Origin of the sequence: Catenulispora yoronensis (assembly GCF_039531695.1) — a bacterium.
In the GTDB taxonomy this organism is placed as follows: domain Bacteria; phylum Actinomycetota; class Actinomycetes; order Streptomycetales; family Catenulisporaceae; genus Catenulispora; species Catenulispora yoronensis.
Map to the genome: position 1 here is coordinate 117220 of NZ_BAAAQN010000015.1, position 21136 is coordinate 138355.

The 21136-nt window shown below is 69.9% G+C and carries 12 protein-coding genes; 8 read left to right on the forward strand and 4 right to left on the reverse strand.

Features of this window, described 5'->3' with window-relative positions:
* Positions 1-182 precede the first annotated feature (182 nt).
* The 3 genes from ABD481_RS15365 (at position 183) to ABD481_RS15375 (ending at position 5286) form a co-directional block, all read left to right on the forward strand.
* Positions 183-956 (forward strand): sugar isomerase domain-containing protein, encoded by a 774-nt coding sequence (locus ABD481_RS15365; RefSeq protein WP_344666317.1) that lies wholly within the window; start codon positions 183-185, stop codon positions 954-956.
* A 182-nt stretch (positions 957-1138) separates the two neighbouring features.
* Positions 1139-2065, forward strand: coding sequence for a proteasome assembly chaperone family protein (locus ABD481_RS15370; RefSeq protein WP_344666318.1), 927 nt, complete (start codon positions 1139-1141; stop codon positions 2063-2065).
* Positions 2066-2169: 104 nt separating this feature from the next.
* Positions 2170-5286: an NACHT domain-containing protein gene (locus tag ABD481_RS15375; RefSeq protein ID WP_425559180.1), complete on the forward strand. Its 3117-nt coding sequence runs from the start codon at positions 2170-2172 to the stop codon at positions 5284-5286.
* On the opposite strand, the gene ABD481_RS15380 is transcribed toward ABD481_RS15375, so the two are convergent.
* From ABD481_RS15380 to uvrB, 3 genes are all read right to left on the reverse strand, one after another.
* Positions 5183-6202 (reverse strand): LLM class F420-dependent oxidoreductase, encoded by a 1020-nt coding sequence (locus tag ABD481_RS15380; RefSeq protein ID WP_344666363.1) that lies wholly within the window; start codon positions 6200-6202, stop codon positions 5183-5185. The genes ABD481_RS15375 and ABD481_RS15380 overlap by 104 nt on opposite strands.
* 108 nt (positions 6203-6310) lie before the next feature.
* Complete coding sequence (locus tag ABD481_RS15385; protein WP_344666320.1) at positions 6311-6805, reverse strand: DUF6343 family protein; 495 nt, start codon at positions 6803-6805, stop codon at positions 6311-6313.
* 266 nt (positions 6806-7071) lie between these two features.
* Positions 7072-9183, reverse strand: coding sequence for an excinuclease ABC subunit UvrB (gene uvrB / locus ABD481_RS15390; RefSeq protein ID WP_344666321.1), 2112 nt, complete (start codon positions 9181-9183; stop codon positions 7072-7074).
* Between the two features lie 159 nt (positions 9184-9342).
* Between uvrB and ABD481_RS15395 the strand changes: the two genes are divergently transcribed.
* From ABD481_RS15395 to ABD481_RS15415, 5 genes are all read left to right on the forward strand, one after another.
* Entirely contained in the window at positions 9343-10098 is a 756-nt protein-coding gene (locus tag ABD481_RS15395; protein ID WP_344666322.1) for an alpha/beta fold hydrolase, read from the forward strand.
* A 156-nt stretch (positions 10099-10254) separates the two neighbouring features.
* Positions 10255-12585, forward strand: a complete 2331-nt coding sequence (locus ABD481_RS15400) for an RICIN domain-containing protein (protein WP_344666323.1) — start codon at positions 10255-10257, stop codon at positions 12583-12585.
* A 251-nt stretch (positions 12586-12836) separates the two neighbouring features.
* Entirely contained in the window at positions 12837-15320 is a 2484-nt protein-coding gene (locus ABD481_RS15405; protein WP_344666324.1) for an RICIN domain-containing protein, read from the forward strand.
* 229 nt (positions 15321-15549) lie between these two features.
* A complete protein-coding gene (locus ABD481_RS15410; RefSeq protein WP_344666325.1) occupies positions 15550-16104 on the forward strand; it encodes a LemA family protein in 555 nt (184 codons plus the stop codon).
* A 1-nt stretch (position 16105) separates the two neighbouring features.
* Complete coding sequence (locus ABD481_RS15415; RefSeq protein WP_344666326.1) at positions 16106-18088, forward strand: DUF2207 family protein; 1983 nt, start codon at positions 16106-16108, stop codon at positions 18086-18088.
* A 69-nt stretch (positions 18089-18157) separates the two neighbouring features.
* Here ABD481_RS15415 and lon read toward each other — a convergent pair whose 3' ends face one another.
* A complete protein-coding gene (gene lon / locus ABD481_RS15420; protein ID WP_344666327.1) occupies positions 18158-20755 on the reverse strand; it encodes an endopeptidase La in 2598 nt (865 codons plus the stop codon).
* Positions 20756-21136 lie beyond the last annotated feature (381 nt).

Sequence of the window (21136 nt, forward strand, 5' to 3'; positions counted from 1 at the left end):
CCTCCGTTCCAGCCATGATCCCAGGAGTCGCACGGGTATTGCAAACCGCCATACGGATGAACCCTGGATCTGCTTTCATGGGACGCGGATCACAGTGGTCCAGACCACACCGGACGCAGCCGGCCCCGGGGTTCCGCGCGGGCCGCGCCGCCGCCGGCCTTTCGAGGGGAGACGTGCCGCACATGGAGTCCCTGCCGCCCGAGCTTTCACCGACCGGGTACCTGGCCGAGGTCCGCCGGGTCCTGGAGCACGTCGAGACCACCCAGCTGCCGGCGGTGGCCGCCGCCGGGGCGCTGATCGCCGACTCGCTCGCCGCCGAGGGCGTGCTCCAGGCGTTCGGCACCGGCCACTCCGAGGCGCTGGCCATGGAGCTGTCCGGGCGCGCCGGCGGCTTCGTGCCGACCAACAAGCTGGCGCTGCGCGACCTGATCCTGTTCGGCGGAGAGCCGGTCGACTTCCTGGACGACCCGAAGATCGAGCGCCTGGAGGGCCTGGCGCAGCGGATCTACGAGCTCGCCCCGGTGCAGCCGCAGGACGTGTTCGTGATCGGCTCGAACTCCGGCGGCAACGGCGTGATCGTCGACCTGGCCGAGCTGGTCACGGCGCGGGGGCACAAGCTGATCGCGATCACTTCCGTCCAGCACACCTCCCGGATCACCTCGCGCCACTCCTCCGGCAAGCGCCTCATGGACTTCGCCGACGTGGTGCTGGACAACGGCGCCCCGTACGGGGACTCGGTGCTGCCGCTGCCGTCCCTGGGCGCGAACGTCTGCGGGATCTCCTCGGTCGGCAACACCGTCCTGGCGCAGTCGATGATCGCCGAGGCGGTGCGGCTGCTGGCCGAGCGCGGCGTCGAGCCGCCGGTGTACCTGTCGGCGAACATCGACGGCGGCGACGTCCACAACGACGTCCTGGAGGCCCGCTACGCAGGCCGGATCCGCCGCGCGGCGTCCTGAATCGACGCCGCACGACCCCGGAATCCCTGGCGCGCCACCGGTCCTGGCCGGTGGCGCGCTACCGGTTTGTTATGCGGCAAAACTCACGGACAACGGAATAGATCGACACCCGTTCGCCGCTGATGGTTACGCTGGACGAGAACCGCCGGACAGCCACGACTAGACGGATGAGGTGCTTCACAGTGGTCGCGCGCAAGGATCCGAAAGCTCTGTACGAGCTGGCGCCCGGCACCCCGGGTCTGGCCGGCGTGGTCCTGCTGCACCAGTTGGAGGGGTTCATGGACGCCGGCGGCGCGGGCCGCCTGGCCGGCGAACACCTCCTGGACCAGTTCGACCACCGCCTGGTGGCCTCCTTCGACGTGGACCGGCTGATCGACTACCGCAGCCGCCGGCCCACGATGACCTTCGACAAGGACCACTACGAGCACTACGAGGACCCGGCGCTGGACCTGCACCTGCTCACCGACGGGGCGGGCAAGAGCTTCCTGCTGCTGGACGGCCTGGAGCCGGACCGCGAATGGGAGCTGTTCGCGGCCGCGATCCGCACCCTGATCGACCACTTCGACGTGCGCCTCACCGTCGGCATGCACGGCATCCCGATGGGCATCCCCCACACCCGCCCCCTGGGCATCACCGCCCACGCCACCAACCCCGACCTGGTGGACACCACCGACCAGCCGGTCCTGGACCGCCTCCAGGTCCCCAGCTCCGCGGCCAGCCTGCTGGAGTACCGCCTGGGCGAGTGGGGCTACGACGCCGCCGGCTTCGCCGTCCACGTGCCGCACTACCTGGCCTCCTCGCTCTACCCGCAGGCCGCCATCCGCCTGCTGCGCGCGGTGTCCGAGGCGACCGGCCTGGTGCTGCCGGACACCGAGCTGCGCGACGCGGCCCGCCGGGCGTCGGAGGACATCGACCGCCAGGTGCAGGAGTCCTCGGAGGTGGAGGACGTGGTGCGGGCGCTGGAGCGGCAGTACGACGCCTTCAACGTGACCGAGGGCCGCAAGAACCTGCTCAGCGACAACGACGGCCGGATGCCGACCGCGGACGAGCTGGCGGCGGAGTTCGAGCGGTTCCTGGCCGACCAGGACGCCGACCCGCCGAACTCGTGAGCACGCGCACGGGCCTGAGCACGAGCACGAGCCCGCTTGATACCTGGTGCTTGAGAGTACTGATTCTGGTGGTTTGAGGCCGCCGCGCCCGGGATGATGGTCGGGTGCGGCGGTCTTTGCGTTATACGGACGCGGTGAAGATGCTCGGCGGCGGGGACAGCAAGCTGATCGCGTTCCTGGACACGGCCGGGTCGGGAGTGCTGGCCGGGGTCGGCGCGGTGGATCTCTTCGAGGCGAAGAGTGAGGCGGTGCGGATCGCGGACAAGGCACTGAAGGGGTTGAAGGGGCGACTGTCGGGACTCAATGCCCTGACACGGACCGAGCGGGTGACGGCCGCGCACTGGATCGTCGTGATCACGGCGTTCTTCGAGGCCGTCGAGGAGCAGCTCAGGGCGGTCGGGATCGAGGATCTGGGGGCGTCGGGCGGGGAACAGGTCATGGTGGTGACCGGCAGCCACCCTACTGATGATTCGTTTCTAGGCCTGACCCGCGCCGTCCTGTGGCAGGGGGCACCATCGAACGTCGATGTCCTCTTCGCCCAGCGGACGACAACTTTTCTACTGCATCTCGAAGGCCTGGCCGTGTTCGAAGCATTGAGCAGTGCCAAGCAGGAGCAGGTCCGCGAGCTGCACAGCTCTATCGCGACGTCGGCTGTTCTCCGGTATGAGGAGCGTCTGCGGGCTCTGGCCGAGGAGTGCGCGGAGTTCGGTATCTGGCTGAACCTGAGCTCCCACGCGCGGACCTTGGACGAGGTTCGCGAGGTTCGTAGTGGGCTGACTCAGCTGGAGACGCTGCTGGCAAGGCTCGCACCGCCCACTCCCCCGGACATCCGCAGCGCTCTGTCGTTGGCCTATCGTGCCGTACTGGACAAGCCGATCACTCAGAGCCAGGCGTCCGACCTCAATGTGCCGACGCTGGGCGAGGGATACATCGACCACCGGTTCCGGGCCACGAGCTGGCATCCCTCTGTGAATCCGGCCCAGGAGCTGTGGTGGAAGGACTGTCCGGTCCGCGACGACCTGGACCTCTATCTCGCCTCCTACCTGGTGTCGGTTCCCGCTCAGCGATATCCGCTGCTGGTCCTGGGCCACCCCGGTTCGGGCAAGTCGGTGCTGACGCGGGTGTTGGCGGCGCGTCTGCCGGCCGACCGGTTCCTGCCGATCCGGGTCGAGCTGCGGAGCGTGGACGCCAACGCCGACCTCCAGACGCAGATCGAGGAGGCGGTACGGCAGGCCACCGGGGAGCTTGTGCGATGGCCCGACCTGGTCAGATCGGCTCCGGAGGCGATGCCGGTCGTGCTGCTCGACGGGTTCGACGAACTTCTGCAGGCGACCGGCGTCGCTCAGACCGACTTCCTGGAGAACGTCCGCAAGTTCCAGGAGCGCGAGAGCGATCAAGGTCGCGCGGTGGCGGTGCTCGTCACCAGCCGGATCGCGGTCGCGGATCGGGCGCGCATCCCCGCCGACTCGGTGGTGATGTGCCTGGAGCCGTTCGACGATCGGCAGGTCAAGGCGTGGCTCGACGTCTGGGCCGAGCACAATGAGGCGATCCTCGCGTCGCGGGGTCTGCGTCCGCTGACCGCTGACGCGGCATTGCGTCACGAGCAGTTGGCCGAGCAGCCGCTGATGCTGCTCATGCTCGCGCTCTACGACGCCTCGGCGAACGCCCTGGGGTCCGCCGACCAGGACTTCGATCAGGCCGCGCTCTACGAAGCCCTGCTGACCGACTTCGCACGTCGGGAGGTCGAGAAGGAGCGGCCGGGGCCGGCCGAACACGACGCCATCGAACGCGAACTCAACGATCTGTCGGTCGTGGCGTTCGCGATGTTCAACCGCCGAGCGCAATGGGCGACCGACGAGGACGTCACGGCCGATCTGACCGGACTGCGTATGGCATCGCCGGCCGGCGGCGAGCGCCGGATGCGGAAGTCGCTGACGGCGGGGCAGTTGGCGGTAGGCCGCTTCTTCTTCATCCACGACACCAGGGCAACGCGCGACGGCGTCATATCGCAGACCTACGAATTCCTGCACGCGACCTTCGGCGAGTATCTGATCGCCCGGCTGGTCGCCAAGCTGATCGCGCATACCGCTGCGGCGCGGAACCGGGCTTCGTCGGTGTTGCCGACGAAGGTGGACGACGGACTGCTTCATGCGCTGCTGTCGTTCGAGTGTCTGGCGGCGCGCACCCCGATCATCGAGTTCTTGACGAAGCTGGTGGTTCCGGACCCCGATGTGACCGAGCTGTTGGTCGAGCTGTTCTCAGAGTCGTTCGACGAGCGGTCGAACTCTGAGTACGCCGCCTACCGGCCGCTCCCGATCACCGTGGTTCAGCGCCACGCCAACTGGAGCGCGAACCTCGCGCTCTTGGCGACCGTCGCCGGCGACGGGATGAGCGCGAGCCGGTTGTTCGGCGATTCGACGGCGCCGGTCGCGGAATGGCGGAACACGACACTGTTGTGGCGGGGTCAGCTCACCACTGAGGGACGAAACGGGCTGATCCGCCTTCTTGAGGTCACGAGAACGCGCGTTGGGATCGATCGCGATATCCAGCTCTGGATTTCCATCGCCGGCAGATCGGTCTCGGCGCCGCCGCCGGACCTCAGCTGGACTTACACGATCGATTCTGACGACTTGGCCGTGTTCGCGAGCCAGGACTCCGACTGGATTCTTCGCAAGGCCAATTTCACGGCGACCAAAGCCGAAGACATCCTCATGCACGGCATCGAGCCGATCATGGCCGCGCTGCCCGGCACCGCGAACATCGTGATCCGATTCCCCGGCCGACCGGCGACAACGCCAGCTCACGCGCTATTGGCTGCGGTCGCCGCATTGAGTTCTCCAAATAGCGGCGACGCAATCAGAGATCTGTTGGCCATTCATCGCCAGCTTCTCAATCTCAGTCCGCAGATCCTGGAGAGAAACAGATATAGCGCGATGGCCATCGGGATTCTGATTGCCGCAATCCATGCCGACCTGGTCCCAAAAGATGCCTACAGCCAAGTTTCCGACCTGGTGAAGATAGCCTCAGAAATTCCTAAAGAGAATCGCAGTACACACGTAATCCGGCGTTTCGCAGCCGCCCTAGAAGACCTCCTCGCCGAAGGCAAGCCACCAACCCCTAAAGCACCGACTCCGCCAGCATACGCAGCGTCCCCGATTCCTTCGCCGTCACCAGAAGTGTCGTCACCGGAGACTCCCGCCACGCCGCCAGCCGCTCCTTGATCCGCTCCGGCGGTCCCACCAGCGAGATCTCGTCGGCGAACTTGCTCGGGACGGCCATCACGGCTTCCTCGCGCTTGCCTGCCAGGAAGAGTTCCTGGATCTGGTCGGCTTCGGCCTCGTAGCCCATGCGGACCATCAGGTTCTTGTGGAAGTTCGCGCCCTTGGCGCCCATGCCGCCGACGTAGAAGCCGAGCGCGCCCTTGATCGGCCAGAGGGCTTGCTCGATCTCGTCGTGGGTGGGGCCGGTGACGGCGAGGTGGACCATGGCCGTGATCTCGAAGCCGTCTTTGGCGTGGGCGATCTGGTCGGCGTAGACCTCGGGGCGGTCCGGGACGTAGTAGAGCGGGAGCCAGCCGTCGGCGATCTCGGCGGTGAGGGCGACGTTCTTCGGGCCCTCGGCGCCCAGGAAGATCGGGAGGTCTTTGCGGAGGGGGCGGAGGTTGGTGCGCAGGGGCTTGCCGAGGCCGAGGGAGTCCGGGCCCTGGTACGGGAGCGGGTAGTACTCGCCGTCGTTGGTCACGGTCTCGCGGCGCAGGACCTTGCGGATGACGTCGACGTATTCGCGGGTGCGGGCCAGGGGCTTGGGGTACGGGCGGCCGTACCAGCCCTCGACGACCTGGGGGCCGCTGAGGCCCAGGCCGAGGATCGCGCGGCCGCCGGAGAGGTGGTCCAGGGTGATGGCGTGCATCGCGGTGGCGGTGGGGGTGCGGGCCGCCATCTGCGCGATGCCGGTGCCCAGGCGGATGCGGGTGGTGCTGGCGGCGAGGTAGGCCAGCGGGGTGAAGACGTCGGAACCCCAGGACTCGGCGGTCCAGACCGAGTCGTAGCCCAGGTCCTCGGCCTCGCGGGCCAGGGCCACCCAGTCGTGCTCGGGCGGCTTCGACGCCCAGTAGCCGAGCTGGAGGCCGAGCTTCAGGTCCGCGGTCATGGAGGCTCCTCGCCGAACGCTGGGACGGAACTAGAACACGTTACAGTACGGGCGCTGGGGCCAGCGTACGGAAGCGTGCGCGCCACCGCCAGGCTCTCACCAGTCCCGGCCCCGCGAGTTCGCCACCATCACCGCGAACGGCGGGATGAAGGCCGCCACCACGCTCATCGCCACCGCCAGCCCCGGGGAGAACAGCCGCACGACGGTCCACGCCAGGATGATCAGCACCAGGCACGTCCCCATCATCGCCAGGTACACCTGCTCCCGCGTGCGCCGGGACAGGGGCGCGCGGGACGGCGGCAGGTCCTCGGGCTCCTCGACCGGCCGGTACGGCGGAATGTCGCGCCCCGGCTGGTAGTGCGGACCCTGACGGATGTGCCGCGCCACGACGAGCACGTCGACGAACGCCAGCACGCCGACGACGCCGCAGCCGATGACCCAGCCGGTCGCCCGCTGCGTCTGGAAGAAGACGACACCGCCGATCGCGCTGGCCAGGCCGATCAAGGCCATGGTCAGCCGCATGCGCAACGGGCTGCGCGCATGCATCGGCTCGTCGCCGCTACGGATCCGGTGCGGATCGAACCTGGTCATCGCGGTGCTCCCGCTCCCTCGGTTCCACAGTAACTCCGCCGGTGGGACGGTGGACATGACCGACACGTCGGGAACCTCCGCATGCCCGGGAACGATCGTTCCAACCGTGGCGGGGCCGCCGGAACGGCAAAGCAGGGCATTCCCCGCTCCGACGAATGCCCCGGCCAGCCGCTCCACAACATCACCCGCGCCGCCGGGACCGACCCCCCACCTGCACCTCTACCAGCTCTCCCGCCTCTCCCACCTACACCGCTGCCAGCACCCCGCTACATCGCCGCCTGCATCGACCGCAGCTCCTTCTTCAACTCCCCGATCTCGTCCCGGAACCGCGCCGCCAGCTCGAACTGCAACTCCGCCGCCGCGGCGTGCATCTGCTGCGACAGGTCCTCGATCAAGGCCATCAGCTCCCCGGCCGGCTTGCCCGCCACGTCCAGCGACCGCACTGTGCCCTTCGACGCCACGCCCGGCACCGGCGCCTTGCCCCGCGACTGCTGCCGCCCCGAGCCGCCGAGCAGCTCGGCGGTGTCGGCGTCCTCGCGGGCCAGCAGGTCGGTGATGTCCGCGATGCGCTTGCGCAGCGGCTGCGGGTCGACGCCGTGGGCCTCGTTGTACGCCCGCTGCTTCTCCCGGCGGCGGTTGGTCTCGTCGATCGCCAGCCGCATCGAGGGGGTGACCGTGTCGGCGTACATGTGCACTTCGCCGTTGACGTTGCGGGCCGCGCGGCCGATGGTCTGGATCAGCGAGCGCCCGCTGCGCAGGAAGCCCTCCTTGTCCGCGTCGAGGATCGCCACCAGGGTGACCTCGGGCAGGTCCAGGCCCTCGCGCAGCAGGTTGATGCCGACCAGGACGTCGTACTCGCCCATGCGCAGCTCGCGCAGCAGCTCCACTCGGCGCAGGGTGTCGACCTCGGAGTGCAGGTACCGGGTGCGGACGCCGCGCTCCAGCAGGTAGTCGGTGAGGTCCTCGGCCATCTTCTTGGTCAGGGTGGTCACCAGGGCCCGCTCGTTGCGCGCCGCCCGGGCCTGGACCTCGGCCACCAGGTCGTCGATCTGGCCCTGGGTCGGCTTGAGGACCACCTGCGGGTCGACCAGGCCGGTGGGGCGGATGATCTGCTCCACCGGGGTCTTCGACGCCTCGTCCTTCTGCTTGGCCAGCTCGTACGGTCCCGGGGTGGCCGACAGGTACACCGTCTGCCCGATCCGCTCCTCGAACTCCTCCCAGCGCAGCGGCCGGTTGTCGATCGCCGAGGGCAGGCGGAAGCCGTGCTCGACCAGGGTGCGCTTGCGGGAGGCGTCGCCCTCGTGCATCGCGCCGATCTGCGGCACGGTGACGTGCGACTCGTCGATGACCAGCAGGAAGTCCTCGGGGAAGAAGTCGATCAGGGTCGAGGGCGGGGAGCCGGCCTCGCGGCCGTCGATGTGCCGGGAGTAGTTCTCGATGCCGGAGGTGAAGCCGACCTGGCGCATCATCTCCAGGTCGTAGGTGGTGCGCATGCGCAGCCGCTGGGCCTCCAGCAGCTTGCCCTGCCGCTCCAGCTCGGCCAGCCGGTCGGCGAGCTCGGCCTCGATCCCGCCCAGGGCCTTCTCCATCCGGTCCGAGCCGGCGACGTAGTGCGTGGCCGGGAAGACCCGCAGCTCCTCGTCGACGGTCAGGATCTCGCCGGTGACCGGGTGCAGCGTCATCAGCCGCTCGACCTCGTCGCCGAACATCTCGATCCGGACCGGGTGCTCCTCGTAGACCGGGAAGATCTCGACGGTGTCGCCCCGGACCCGGAACGTGCCGCGGGTGAAGGCCACGTCGTTGCGCGCGTACTGCATGTCGACGAAGCGCCGCAGCAGCCGGTCGCGGTCGTGCTCCTCGCCGACCTGGATCCGCACCGAGCTCTTGAGGTACTCCTCGGGCGTGCCCAGGCCGTAGATGCAGGACACGGTCGAGACCACCACCACGTCGCGCCGGGTCAGCAGCGAGTTGGTGGTGGAGTGCCGCAGCCGCTCCACCTCCTCGTTGATCGAGGAGTCCTTCTCGATGTAGGTGTCGGTCTGCGGGACGTAGGCCTCGGGCTGGTAGTAGTCGTAGTACGAGACGAAGTACTCGACGGCGTTGTTCGGCAGCAGCTCGCGGAACTCGTTGGCGAGCTGCGCGGCCAGCGTCTTGTTCGGCGCCATGACCAGCGTCGGGCGCTGGAGCTTCTCGATCAGCCAGGCGGTGGTGGCGGACTTGCCGGTACCGGTGGCGCCCAGCAGCACCACGTCCTGCTCCCCGGCCTCGATCCGGCGGGCCAGCTCGGCGATGGCCGCGGGCTGGTCGCCGGCGGGCTGGTAGTCGCTGACGACCTCGATCGGGGCGACGGTGCGGGTGAGTTCGGACAAGGGACGCATGGTTTAGAGATTACGCGGCCGGTCCGACAAGGGCGGCAGGCTCGGGAGGGCGCCTGCCGGGGCGCTCGCAGAGCCGCTTGAGGGGCCGCTTGAGGGGGGGCGCTTGAAGGGCCGCTCGGGAGGGCGCTTGAAACGCCGCCGCCCGGTCACAATCACCCCATGTCACCCTCGCCGTCACCCTCGCCGCTCCTGATCCTGGTGCACAGCCCGCTGGTCGGCCCCTCGACGTGGCGCCCGGTCGCCGAGGCGCTCAACGCCGGCGGCTTCGAGGCCCGCACCCCCAGCCTGCTGGGCCTGGCCGGCGGGCCCGGCCCCTACGCCGCCCGGTTCGCCGAGGCGGTCGTGGCCAAGGCCGACGCGGCCGTGGCCGCCGGCGCCGCCGAACCCGGCGGGGGCATCGTCCTGGCCGCCCACAGCGGCGCCGGCGCCCACCTCCCGGCGATAGCCGAGGCCGTGGCCCGCTCGGGCGCCGGCCCGGTGCTCGGCGCGGCCTTCGTCGACGCCCGGCTGCCCCGCCCCGGCCGCAGCGATTTCGACACCTCGCCGCCGGAGTTCGCCGACACGCTCACCGCCATGGCGCGCGACGGCCTGGTCCCGCCGTGGAACGAGTGGTTCCCGCCGGAGACCCTCGCCTCGCTGATCCCGGACGAGGCGCAGCGCGAGGTCTTCCTCGCCGAGCTGCACCCGGTCGCGCTCGCGTACTTCCAGGAGCCGGCACCGGCCACGCCGACGTGGCCGGACGTCCCGTGCGCCTACCTCCAGCTGAGCGAGACCTACCAGGACCAGGCCGACCAGGCCGCCTCCCTGGGCTGGCTCACGAGCCGCCTGCCCGCGCACCACCTCGCGGTCCTCACCGATCCGGGCCCGGTGGCGGTCTTCTTGTCCGAGTTCGCCCAGAGCCTTGCCATCGACTGATCCCTGCTCAATACTGCGCACTAGCGCGCTCCAGCGGTCTAGACCACGCAACGTTCGCACAAAACCATGCACTGCTCCCTCGGCGCTCCCAGGTGATCGGTTCCTGGGGGTTCCGGCGTACCGAGCAATCAATCGTCTAGCGAACCGGGCAGGTCCATGCGATCCCTCCGAATCCTCCCGGCGGCGGCCTTGGTCGCCGCCGCCGTCCCCGTCGCCGTCGGCGCCGCGGCCCCCACCGCGCACGCCGCCGCCGGCCCTCCGCAGACCATCCCCGCCGTGCGCACGTGGTCGGCCGGATCCGGCTCCTTCACCTGGGGCACCGGCAGCCGCGTCGTCATCAACCCGGCGTACGCGTCGCAGCTGCAAGGCGACGCGAACACCTTCGCCGCCGACCTGTCGGCCCTCGAAGGCCGCACGGTCGCGGTCGCGCAGGGCACGGCCGGGCCCGGCGACGTCGCCCTCACTCTCGGCGGGTCCCAGCCGTCCGAGGGCTACACGATGACCGTCGGCAGCAGCATCTCGATCCAGGGCAGCACCACGACCGGCGAGTTCTGGGGCACCCGCAGCGTGCTGCAACTGCTCCACCAGAGCCCGACGATCGCGGCCGGCACCGCGACCGACTCGCCCGCCAAGTCCGAGCGCGGGCTGATGCTCGACACCGGGCGGCGGTTCTTCGACGTGCCGTTCGTCGAGAACCAGATCCGCGACATGTCCTACCTGAAGCTGAACTACCTGCACCTGCACCTGTCGGACACCTACGGATTCCGGCTGGAGAGCAGCACGCATCCGGAGATCACCTCGGCGCAGCACTACTCCAAGCAGGACATCGCGAACATCATCGCGCTGGGCAACCAGTACCACGTCATCGTGGTTCCGGAGATCGACATGCCGGGGCACCTGGACGCGGTCCTGTCCGCGGAGCTGGCGGCCGGGCACGACTACCGGCTGAAGGACAACACCGGCGCGGCCAGCGGCAGCTTCATCGACCTGACGATTCCCGGGGCGCGCACGCTGATCAGCGATCTGATCACCGAATACGAACCCTTGTTCACCAGTAGTCCGTACTGGCATCTGGGAGCCGACGAGTACGTCACGAACTACAGCGCGTATCCGCAGCTGCTCACGTATGCCCAGCAGAACTACGGCGCCAACGCGACGGCGAAGGACACCTACTACGGCTTCGTGAACTGGGCCGACGGCATCGTGCGGGCGCACGGCAAGACGATGCGGATGTGGAACGACGGCATCAAGTCCGGCGACGGCACCATCGCGGTGAACGCGGACATCGTCGTCGAGTACTGGTACAACTACGGGCTCACACCGCAGCAGCTCATCGCCGCCGGGCACACTGTGGCGAACGAGTCGTGGACGCCGACGTACTACGTCTACGGCGGTGCCAAGCCGGACACGACGTGGATGTACGAATCCTGGAACCCCGACCTCTTCCAAGGCTCGAACACCATTACGGACGGGACCAAGAACCTCGGGTCGCTGATCCACGTCTGGTGCGACAACCCGGGCGCGGAGACCGAGGACCAGACCGCCGCCGGGATCAAGTACCCGCTGCGGGACCTGGCGCAGATGACGTGGAACACGCCGAAGCTGGTGCCGACGTACGCGGCGTTCGTGCCGATCATGGACGCTGTCGGCCACAACCCGCTGTGGCCGGCAGCCGTCATCCCCGGCGACCTCGCGCAGGGCAAGCCGACGACCGCTTCCAGCGTGGAGACGTCGAGTTTCCCGGCGGCCGACGCCACCGACGGCGACCTGGCCACGCGCTGGTCGAGCCAGTACCTCGACCCGACGTGGCTCCAGGTCGACCTGGGCTCGACGCAGACGGTGAACCGCGTGGTGCTGGCCTGGGAGGCGGCGTACGGGAAGAACTACCAGATCCAGGTCTCGGCCGACGGCAGCACCTGGACGACGGTGTACACCCGGACGAACGGCACCGGCGGGACGGAGACGCTCACCTTCCCGAACGCCTCCGGCCGCTACGTCCGGATGTACGGGACGGCGCGCGGATCCACGTATGGATACTCGCTGTACGAGTTCGAGGTCTTCCACGACTCGGCGCCGTCGCTGAACGGCGTCCACACCGTCGCGGCCGGCGGGCAGGCGCTGGACGATCCGGGGAGCTCCACGGCCACCGGCACCCAGCTCATCACCTGGGGCCTGCACGGCGGCGCCAACCAGCAGTGGACGTTCAGCGAGCAGTCCGACGGGTCGTACCAGCTGGTGAACGGCGCGTCGAACCTGTGCGCGGACGTCACCGGGAGCTCGACGGCGGCCGGTGCGGCGGTGATCCAGTGGACGTGCGCCGGAACGGCGAATCAGCACTGGAAGGTGACCCCGCTGTCCGGGGGCGGGTACACGATCGCGTCGGTGAACAGCGGCTTGCTGCTGACCACCGCCTCGACCGCGAACAACGCGCTGGTGACCCAGCAGGCGGATGCGAACAGCGCCTTGCAGCACTGGACGATCGGCTAGGACGCGGGCGCGGGCACGCAGGCTCGTCGGCGCGCAGGCACGCCAGCACGCAGGCTCGTCGGCGCGCAGGTACGCCAGCACGCAGGCTCGTCGGCGCGCGGGTTCGTGGGCGCGCGAGCCCACGAGCCCGCGCGCAGCAGCTGTGTTTTTGTGTCGGCCACCTTGGATTCTGCTTGAAAAAGCTCGACCCGTGACAGCTTTTGAGAGATAAAACACGGGCACCTCCCCCACATCCCTCGAAGGGAGTACCCGTGAGACTCCGCAAATCCCTGGCGGCCGCCACCACCGCAGGTGTGCTGACCGGCGTCGCGGCGTTGACCTTGGCCCCGGCCGGGGCCTCGGCGACGCCGCCGACGTCCGGTTACACGATCACGATCGGTTCGTCGGGGTCCTTCGGCTACCCGACCGACACCCCGGCCTCGCCGTACATCGACAAGGACGGCTCGTTCTACTTCCAGCAGTCGGCCTCGCTGTACGGCGCCACCGATCCGCGGTACTGGGACTTCTACTCGGGCACCGACCTGGACAGCGCCACGCGCAACGCCACGATCAGCAACTCCGTCAACCCGTCCAACTCCTCGGACAAGAACAACGACACCACCTGGCGCTGCAACAACAGCCCGACCGGGCTGTCCGCCTCCTCGGCCGGCTCCGGTTCGGGCTACTCGCAGAAGAACTTCTGCGACCTGCTCGGCACCTGGGTCGACCCGGACACCGGCGACTGGTACGGGCTGGTGCACAACGAGTTCACGCCTCAGCCGTTCGGCGACGGACTGCACTACGACTCCATCGACTACGCCGTGTCCCACGACCAGGGGAAGACCTGGAGCATCCAGGGACACGCCATCACCTCGCCGTACAGCACCACGCGCGGCGACACCACGGCGTTCCCGAACCAGACCTATTACTACGGGGACGGCGACCAGCGGCTGTTCGTGGACTACGCGTCGGGGTACTTCTACGTCTACTACGGCTCGCGCGTCGTGCCGAAGGGCGGCGTCGGCGGCAGCACCGGCGGCCTGGCGCACGTCGCCCGGGCCCCGCTGTCCGGCAAGATGGCCGCCGGGACCTGGCAGAAGTGGTACAACGGCGCGTGGACGCAGCCCGGTGTCGGCGGCCTGGAGAGCAACATGGAGCCGACCGACTCCACCAACCCCACCGGCTACACGCTCCCGGCCCACGACTACAACCCGGCCAATACCGGAACCGTGGACCAGCAGGTCGCGGCGGGGCTGCTGCCGTCGAAGTCCCCGCTGTTCGTCATGAACATCACCTATGACGCCTATCTGGGGCTGTATATCGGCGAGCCGGAGACCGTCGGCCAGACCGGCAACGAACCGCAGCAGTACTACGTCACCGACAACCTGGCGACGCAGAAGTGGTACTTCATCGGCAACTCCGGCAGCTACGTGTCGGGGTCCTGGTACCGGTGGTTCCTGGACGGCGCCAACAAGACCAATCCGATGATCGTCGGCAAGACGTTCCGCTCCTACTGCTCCATCTCCTGCGCCAACAACCAGGGCGGCACCTACGCCAACGAGACGATCGACTCCGCCGCCCCGGCCGCGCCGCCGGTCGACACCACCAAGACCTACACCATCGGCACCGCCGGCGGCCGGGTCCTGGCCCAGGTCTCCGGCAGCTCGGCGACCACCTCGGACGCCGCCGCGACCGGCTCGGCGCTGGAGGCGTGGCAGTTCACCGCGAACGGCGACGGCTCCTTCCGCGTCGTCAACGCGAGCAGCGGCCAGGCCCTCGGCGTCGCCACCTCGACCGGGAACCGCGCGTGGGGCACCAAGCCCACCGTGACCGCGCTGTCCGGCAGCACCGGCACGGTCGGCCAGCAGTGGTTCGCCGTCCCGGTCACCGGCCAGAGCGGTGCCTTCCGGCTCGTGAACCGTTACAGCGGCCTGGTGCTCGGATTGTCGAGCACGTCGACGCGCACCGCCGAGACCACGCCGCTGCGCGGCTGGACCGACACCAGCGGCACCAGCGTCGGCGGCGGCCGCACCGCGGCCGAACAGACCCTCACCTTCACCCCGGCGTCGACCTCGGGCGCCGAGACCGTGACCGTCGCCAACCCCGGGGCGCAGACCACGACCGTGAACACCGCGGCCAGTCTGCAGATCTCCGCCTCCGACAGCCAGAACAAGGCCCTGACCTTCTCGGCCACCGGCCTGCCCGCCGGCCTGGCGATCAGCGCCTCCGGCCTCGTCACCGGCACCCCGACCACGGCCGCGACCTCCACGGTCACCGTCACCGCCACGTCCGGCACCGCGACCGGGACCACCACCTTCAGCTGGACCGTGTCGGCCGCCGCGCCCAGCCTCAACGGCACCCACACCCTGACGGCCTCCGGCCAGGCCCTCGACGACCCCAACCACTCAACCACCGCCGGGACGCAACTGATCACCTGGGCCCCCAACGGCGGCCCCAACCAGTCCTGGACGTTCACCCAGCAGGCCGACGGCACCTACCAGATCGTCAACCAGCAGTCGCAGCTCTGCATGGACGACAACGGCGGCGGCACCGCCGCGGGCACCGCTGTGATCCAGTGGACCTGCACCGGCGGCTCGAACCAGCACTGGACCGCCACCAAGTTGGCCGGCGGCGCCTACACGCTGACGAACGCCAAGAGCAATCTGCTGCTGACCACCGCGTCCACGGCCAATGGCGCGCTGGTGACGCAGCAGACGAACACCGGTTCGGCGCTCCAGCAGTGGACCATCGGCTGAGCTGATTCCTGAGCAACGGAGGATTCGATGGGCCGGGCGGTCGGCGACCCGACCGGCCGGCCCGTCGGGGCTCCGTCACCGGACCATCGGCGGGCCCTGACCTGCGCGGTCACGAAGAGGTCTCACTTACGTCCTCACTAGGGAAAACCCGCATGCCGACCCCCCTCGCACCGGCCCACAATCTGTACCGATCGCGCGGATCGCCGCGCCGGGGAGTCGGGAAACGAAGATGATGATCGGGCTCATCGCGGTCGGTGCCGCGATTGTACTTTTCCTGCTGTATCTGATCAGCCTGTACAACCGTCTGGTGCGGCGGCGCAACCAGGTCGACAACGCCTGGGGCCAGATCGACGTGCAGCTCAAGCGCCGTTACGACCTGATCCCGAACCTGGTGGAGACGGTGAAGGGCTACGCCTCCCACGAGCGCGGGATCTTCGACGCGGTGTCGGAGGCGCGCGCCCGCGCGGTCGGGGCCGGGGGTCCGCAGGCCGCCGCGGAGGCCGACGGAATGCTGAGCGGGGCGCTGAAGTCGCTGTTCGCGGTCGCCGAGGCGTACCCGGACCTGAAGGCGAACACGAACTTCCTGTCCTTGCAGCAGGAACTGGCCACGACCGAGGACCGCGCGGCGTACGCGCGCCAGTACTACAACGACGCGGTGCTGGGCTTCAACAACTCGGTCAGCACCTTCCCGACCGTGGTCTTCGCCGCAATGCTCGGCTTCCGCAGCCGCGAGTTCTTCCGCGCCGCCGGCGCCGAGACCGCGCCCGTCCGCGTGCAGTTCTGACATGCCCGCGGCCCTGACGCCGCACCGCGCCCACACCACCGGCACGGCGTGGCACTGGAGCGATCTCAACGTGCCGCTGGCGCTGGCCGCCCTGGCGGCGGTGGCGCTGTGGCTGCTGGCGGTCCTGGCGGTGAAGGCGGTGACGCGTCCCCGGATGCCGCAGGCCGGGCCCAGGACGATGGACCTGCGTCCGGAGCCGCCGGCGGTGGCGGAGTTCCTGACCGGCGGCTGGGAGGTCGGCGGCAGCGCGGTGCAGGCGACGCTGGTGGACCTGGCGGGGCGCGGGCTGCTGGCGTTCGAGCAGGTGGGGCCGGATCCGCGGGACACGATCGTGCGGGTGAAGGGGGACGGCTCGGCGGTGCCGGGGCAGGCGGTGCCGGGGCAGGCGGGGTCGGGCGGGTCGGCGGGGCACGGCTACACCGCCATGGCTTCCACGGGGTACGCCGACCCGGGTACACCGGCGGCCGGGCTGGCCGGGCCGGGAGCGGGTCCGGGATCGGATCTGGCCGGGCCGGCCGGTCCGGGAGCAGGTCTGGCCGGGCCAGCCGGTCCGGGATCGGGTCCGAGCGGCCCGGCGATCGGGCTGACCATTCCGGCGGCCGGCGCCGCACCACGGTTGTACGGCGCGGTCGCGAACGAGGTCGGCGCGGCGCCCGCTCCCCTGCCCGCGACCCCCACAGTCGCGGGCCGCCCGATCCACGTCCCGGCCCGCGGCAACCCGGGCCCGCTCCTGCCCTTCGAGAAGCGGATCCTGCACCGCGTCACCGCGCTGGCCAGCGGCGGCGTCGTCCCGGCGCGGGCCCTGGCGCAGGGCACGAAGGACCAGGACGCCAAGTGGCACAAGGACTTCGACCGCGAGGTCGTCGCCGACGCCCGCGCCCGCGGCCTGTCCCGCGCCCGCTACGGCCCCGGGATCAAGGCCCTGCTGGTGGTCGCGGCGCTGGTGCCGGCGACGCTCGCGGCCGTCGCCGCGGCGAAAAGCCGGTCGAACGGTGACGGCAACGGCGGCCTGTTCGGCGCGGTGATGATCGGCGCGCTGCTCGTCGTCGGCTCGCTCACCGGCGAGCGGGAGACCAAGGCCGGGCAGGAGGTCTGCTCGGCGTGGCTCGGGCTGCGGGACTGGCTGGCCGCCGACGAGCAGTTCCGGCGCCTGCCGCCGGCCGCGGTCGCGATCTGGGACCGGTATCTCGCGTTCGCCGCCGGGTTCGGCATCGCGCGCAAGACCGTCGGCGCCCTGCCGCTCGGCGCCCGCGACGAGCGCCGGGCCTGGTCGACGTACGGCGGGGTGTGGCACGAGGTACGGCTGGGGTATGTCGTGGCGACCGAGCGCCGGGTCCGGCATCCGAAGCGGAGCGTGGTCATCGCGCTGCGCCGGATCGGCGCGTGTCTGGTGCTGGTGCCGGGGCTGGTGTGGATCGCCGTGCACAAGCACTGGTTCGTGCGGCTGCCGCTGACCCACGGCACTGATGTGAAGGTGTTCACCACGATCGGGGTCGCGGTCGTCTGTGTGATCGTGAGCGTCTCGCTCTACAACGTCGGGAGCCGTCCGTCGAAGGGGCAGGTCTTCGCGATCGCGTTCTACCTCCTGGCTCCGAGCGCGCTGCTCTGGTTCGGCAGCCACAACCTCACGATCAAGGACTTCGAGGTCTCCCACACCTATGTCGGGTACGGCGTCATCGCCCTCAGCACGCTGCTGTTGCTGGTGACGGCCTGGAACCTGGTGCTGTTGTTCGGGGCGCTGGCCGATCTGGCGCTGCGGGACACGATCGTCGGCGAGGTGGTCCGGATCCGGCAGCGCTCGGAGGACCGGCACCTCGCGGTCGATCCGGGCGGGGTCGCGAAGGTCATGGCCTGGCCGGTGCCGACCGGGGCGTTCTGGAGCGTGGACGAGGGCGCGACGGTCAGCGTGCAGCGCGGCCGGTGGTTCGGCTACGTCTACGACGTCTCGGTCACGACCGCGTCGGCGCGGGGGGCGCTGTTCTGACCGGCACGCACCGAGGCCCTGGACCGGAGGGGATCGGTCCAGGGCCTCGGCTCTTTCCACACGGAGTGCCTAGACGGCAGCCACAGCGACAGGGCGCTCCGCGGGCTCCAGCGCGAGGTTCAGAACCTCACGCACATCGGCGACCAGGTGCACGTCCAGCTTCTCCAGCACCTCGGCCGGGACGTCGTCCAGGTCGGGGCCGTTCCGCTTGGGCAGCAGCACGGTCGTGGCACCGGCCTGGTGCGCGGCCAGCAGCTTCTGCTTGACGCCGCCGATCGGCAGCACCCGCCCGGTCAGGGACACCTCGCCGGTCATCGCCACGTCCTGCCGGACCAGCCGGCCGCTCAGCAGCGAGGCCAGCGCGGTGGTCATCGTGACGCCGGCGCTCGGGCCGTCCTTGGGCTGGGCCCCGGCCGGCACGTGGATGTGCACCGCGCGCTTGCTCAGGTCCGCCACCGGCAGCTCCAGCTCGGCGCCGTGCGACCGCAGGTAGCTCAGCGCGATCTGCGCCGACTCCTTCATGACGTCGCCCAGCTGGCCGGTCAGGGTCACGCCGGTGCCGCCGGACTCCGGGTCGGCCAGCGAGGCCTCGACGAACAGCACCTCGCCGCCGGCGCCGGTCACCGCCAGGCCGGTCGCCACGCCGGGCACGGCCAGCCGGTCGGCGGTCTCCGGCGTGTGGCGCGGACGGCCCAGGTAGTCCTTCAGGTTATCGACGGTCACGACGAGCTTGGGGGTCTTGGTCGGGGTGGTCTCGGTCGCCTCGGTCGTCTCGGTCGTCTCGGTCGTCTCGGTCGCGGTCTCGGTCGCCTCGGTCGCGGTTCCGGTCGCCGCCGTCCCGTCCGAGCTCACCCCAGCCGTGACCTCAGCTCCCTGAGCCGCAGCGTCGCCGTCGGACGCGCCTGCACCGTCCTGATCCAGAACCGTCGCCGGGCTTTTGGCGGCGGCTTCGGAGTCGGCCAGCGCGGTCTTCGCGGCGACCTTACGCAGCACCCGGGAGATGGCGCGCTCCAGGTCGCGCACACCGGCTTCCCGCGTGTACTGCTGGGCCAGCAGCCGCAGCGCCTCGTCGTCGAACGCCACCTCGTCGGCGGACAGTCCGGCGCGGTCGATCTGCCGCGGCAGCAGGTGGTCGCGGGCGATCAGGACCTTCTCGTCCTCGGTGTAGCCGTCGAGCCGCACCAGCTCCATGCGGTCCAGCAGCGGGCCGGGGATGGCCTCCAGGACGTTGGCCGTGGCCAGGAACACCACGTCCGACAGGTCCAGCTCGACCTCCAGGTAGTGGTCCCGGAAGGTGTGGTTCTGTGCCGGGTCCAGCACTTCCAGCAGGGCCGCGGTCGGGTCGCCGCGGTAGTCGGCGCCGACCTTGTCGATCTCGTCCAGCAGGACGACCGGGTTCATGGTGCCGGCGTCCTTGATGGCGCGGACGATCCGGCCGGGCAGCGCGCCGACGTAGGTGCGCCGGTGGCCGCGGATCTCGGCCTCGTCGCGGACGCCGCCGAGGGCGACGCGGACGAACTCGCGGCCCATGGCGCGGGCCACCGACTCGCCGAGGCTGGTCTTGCCGACGCCGGGCGGGCCGACCAGGGCCAGCACCGCGCCGGAGCGCCGGCCGCCGACCAGCTCCAGGCCCTTGTCCTGGCGCTTCTTGCGGACGGCCAGGTACTCGACGATGCGCTCCTTGACGTCGTCCAGTCCGGCGTGGTCGGCGTCCAGGACGGCGCGGGCGCCGGCGATGTCGTAGGACTCCTCGGAGCGCTCGTTCCACGGCATCTCCAGGACGGTGTCCAGCCAGGTGCGGATCCAGCCGGCCTCCGGGCCCTGCTCACCGGCCCGCTCCAGCTTGTCCACCTCCTTCAGCGCCGCCTCGCGGACCTTGTCGGGAAGGTCAGCGGCCTCGACACGGGACCGGTAGTCCTCCTCCTCGGAGGCCTCCTTGCCGTCGAGTTCGGCCAGCTCCTTGCGGACCGCGGCCAGCTGGCGGCGGAGCAGAAACTCGCGCTGCTGCTTCTCCATGCCGTCCTCGACGTCCTTGCGGATCGTCTCGTTGACGTCCAGCTCGACCAGGTGCTCCCGGCCCCACTGGAGCAGCTTCTCCAGCCGCTCGTCGACGCTGAGCGTCTCCAGCAGCTCGACCTTCTGCACCGGCTTGAGGTAGGGGGCGTAGCCGGCCGAGTCGGCCAGCTGCGAGGGGTCGGTGATCTGCTGCACCATGTCGACGACCTGGAAGGCCTCGCGGTGCTGCAGGATCTCGATGGCCAGTTCCTTGTACTGCTTGGCCAGCTCCCGGGTCCGGGACGTGATCGACGGCTCGTCCAGCACGATCGCCTCGACCCACAGCGCCGCACCGGGACCGGTGGTACCGACACCGATGGTGGCGCGATGGGTACCGCGCACGACCGCGACCATACGGCCGGACCCGGCCATCCGACCGGTCTGCTCGATGATGCCGACGACGCCGGACTTGGCGTAGCTGCCGTCCAGGCGCGGCACCAGCAGCACCTGGGGCTTGCCCCCGCGCGTGGGCCCGTTCGCGGCGGCGTCGACCGCGGCGCGGGTCTCGGAGTCCGACAAATCCAGCGGCACGACCATGCCCGGCAGAACGACCGCGTCGTCCAGCGGGATGACCGGGAAGGCCTTGGTCGCGCCGGTCATGTTCTCACTCATCTGCTGTGGCTCCCTACGAGAGGTAAGTTGAGTCTGACTCACTCAATGTCTGTGAGCCCTCTGGTGTTCCCCGGGCGGCGTTCGCTGTGAGCGATCAGATCCTCACCGACCGAGGGAGACGGCCTTCTCGCAGGTCAGAGCATGTGATGTCAGTGATGCCAGGGCAGGACGACGACCTCCGCGGGAATGCGCCCGGCTACGAGATCGCGCAGAAGCTCGGGCAGTCCGAGGGGTATGACGCGCTCGGCGGTCGCGGCCAGTTCGTCGGCGGTCCACCAGCGGTGGCCGAGATAGGCGTCGGCCTCGGTGCCGGCCTTGGTGCCAGCTTGGGCATGGGCTTCAGTGTGGGCGTGGGCGTAGGTGCTGGTTCTTGTGTGGGCT

Bases quoted from the DNA above. Each gene is read 5' to 3' on its own strand.
- ABD481_RS15365 (WP_344666317.1), top strand. From the start codon at position 183: ATGGAGTCCCTGCCGCCCGAGCTTTCACCGACCGGGTACCTGGCCGAG.
- uvrB (WP_344666321.1), bottom strand. From the start codon at position 9,183: ATGCGTCCCTTGTCCGAACTCACCCGCACCGTCGCCCCGATCGAGGTC.
- ABD481_RS15415 (WP_344666326.1), top strand. From the start codon at position 16,106: ATGCCCGCGGCCCTGACGCCGCACCGCGCCCACACCACCGGCACGGCG.
- ABD481_RS15400 (WP_344666323.1), top strand. From the start codon at position 10,255: ATGCGATCCCTCCGAATCCTCCCGGCGGCGGCCTTGGTCGCCGCCGCC.
- lon (WP_344666327.1), bottom strand. From the start codon at position 20,755: ATGAGTGAGAACATGACCGGCGCGACCAAGGCCTTCCCGGTCATCCCG.
- ABD481_RS15385 (WP_344666320.1), bottom strand. From the start codon at position 6,805: ATGACCAGGTTCGATCCGCACCGGATCCGTAGCGGCGACGAGCCGATG.
- ABD481_RS15410 (WP_344666325.1), top strand. From the start codon at position 15,550: ATGATGATCGGGCTCATCGCGGTCGGTGCCGCGATTGTACTTTTCCTG.
- ABD481_RS15395 (WP_344666322.1), top strand. From the start codon at position 9,343: ATGTCACCCTCGCCGTCACCCTCGCCGCTCCTGATCCTGGTGCACAGC.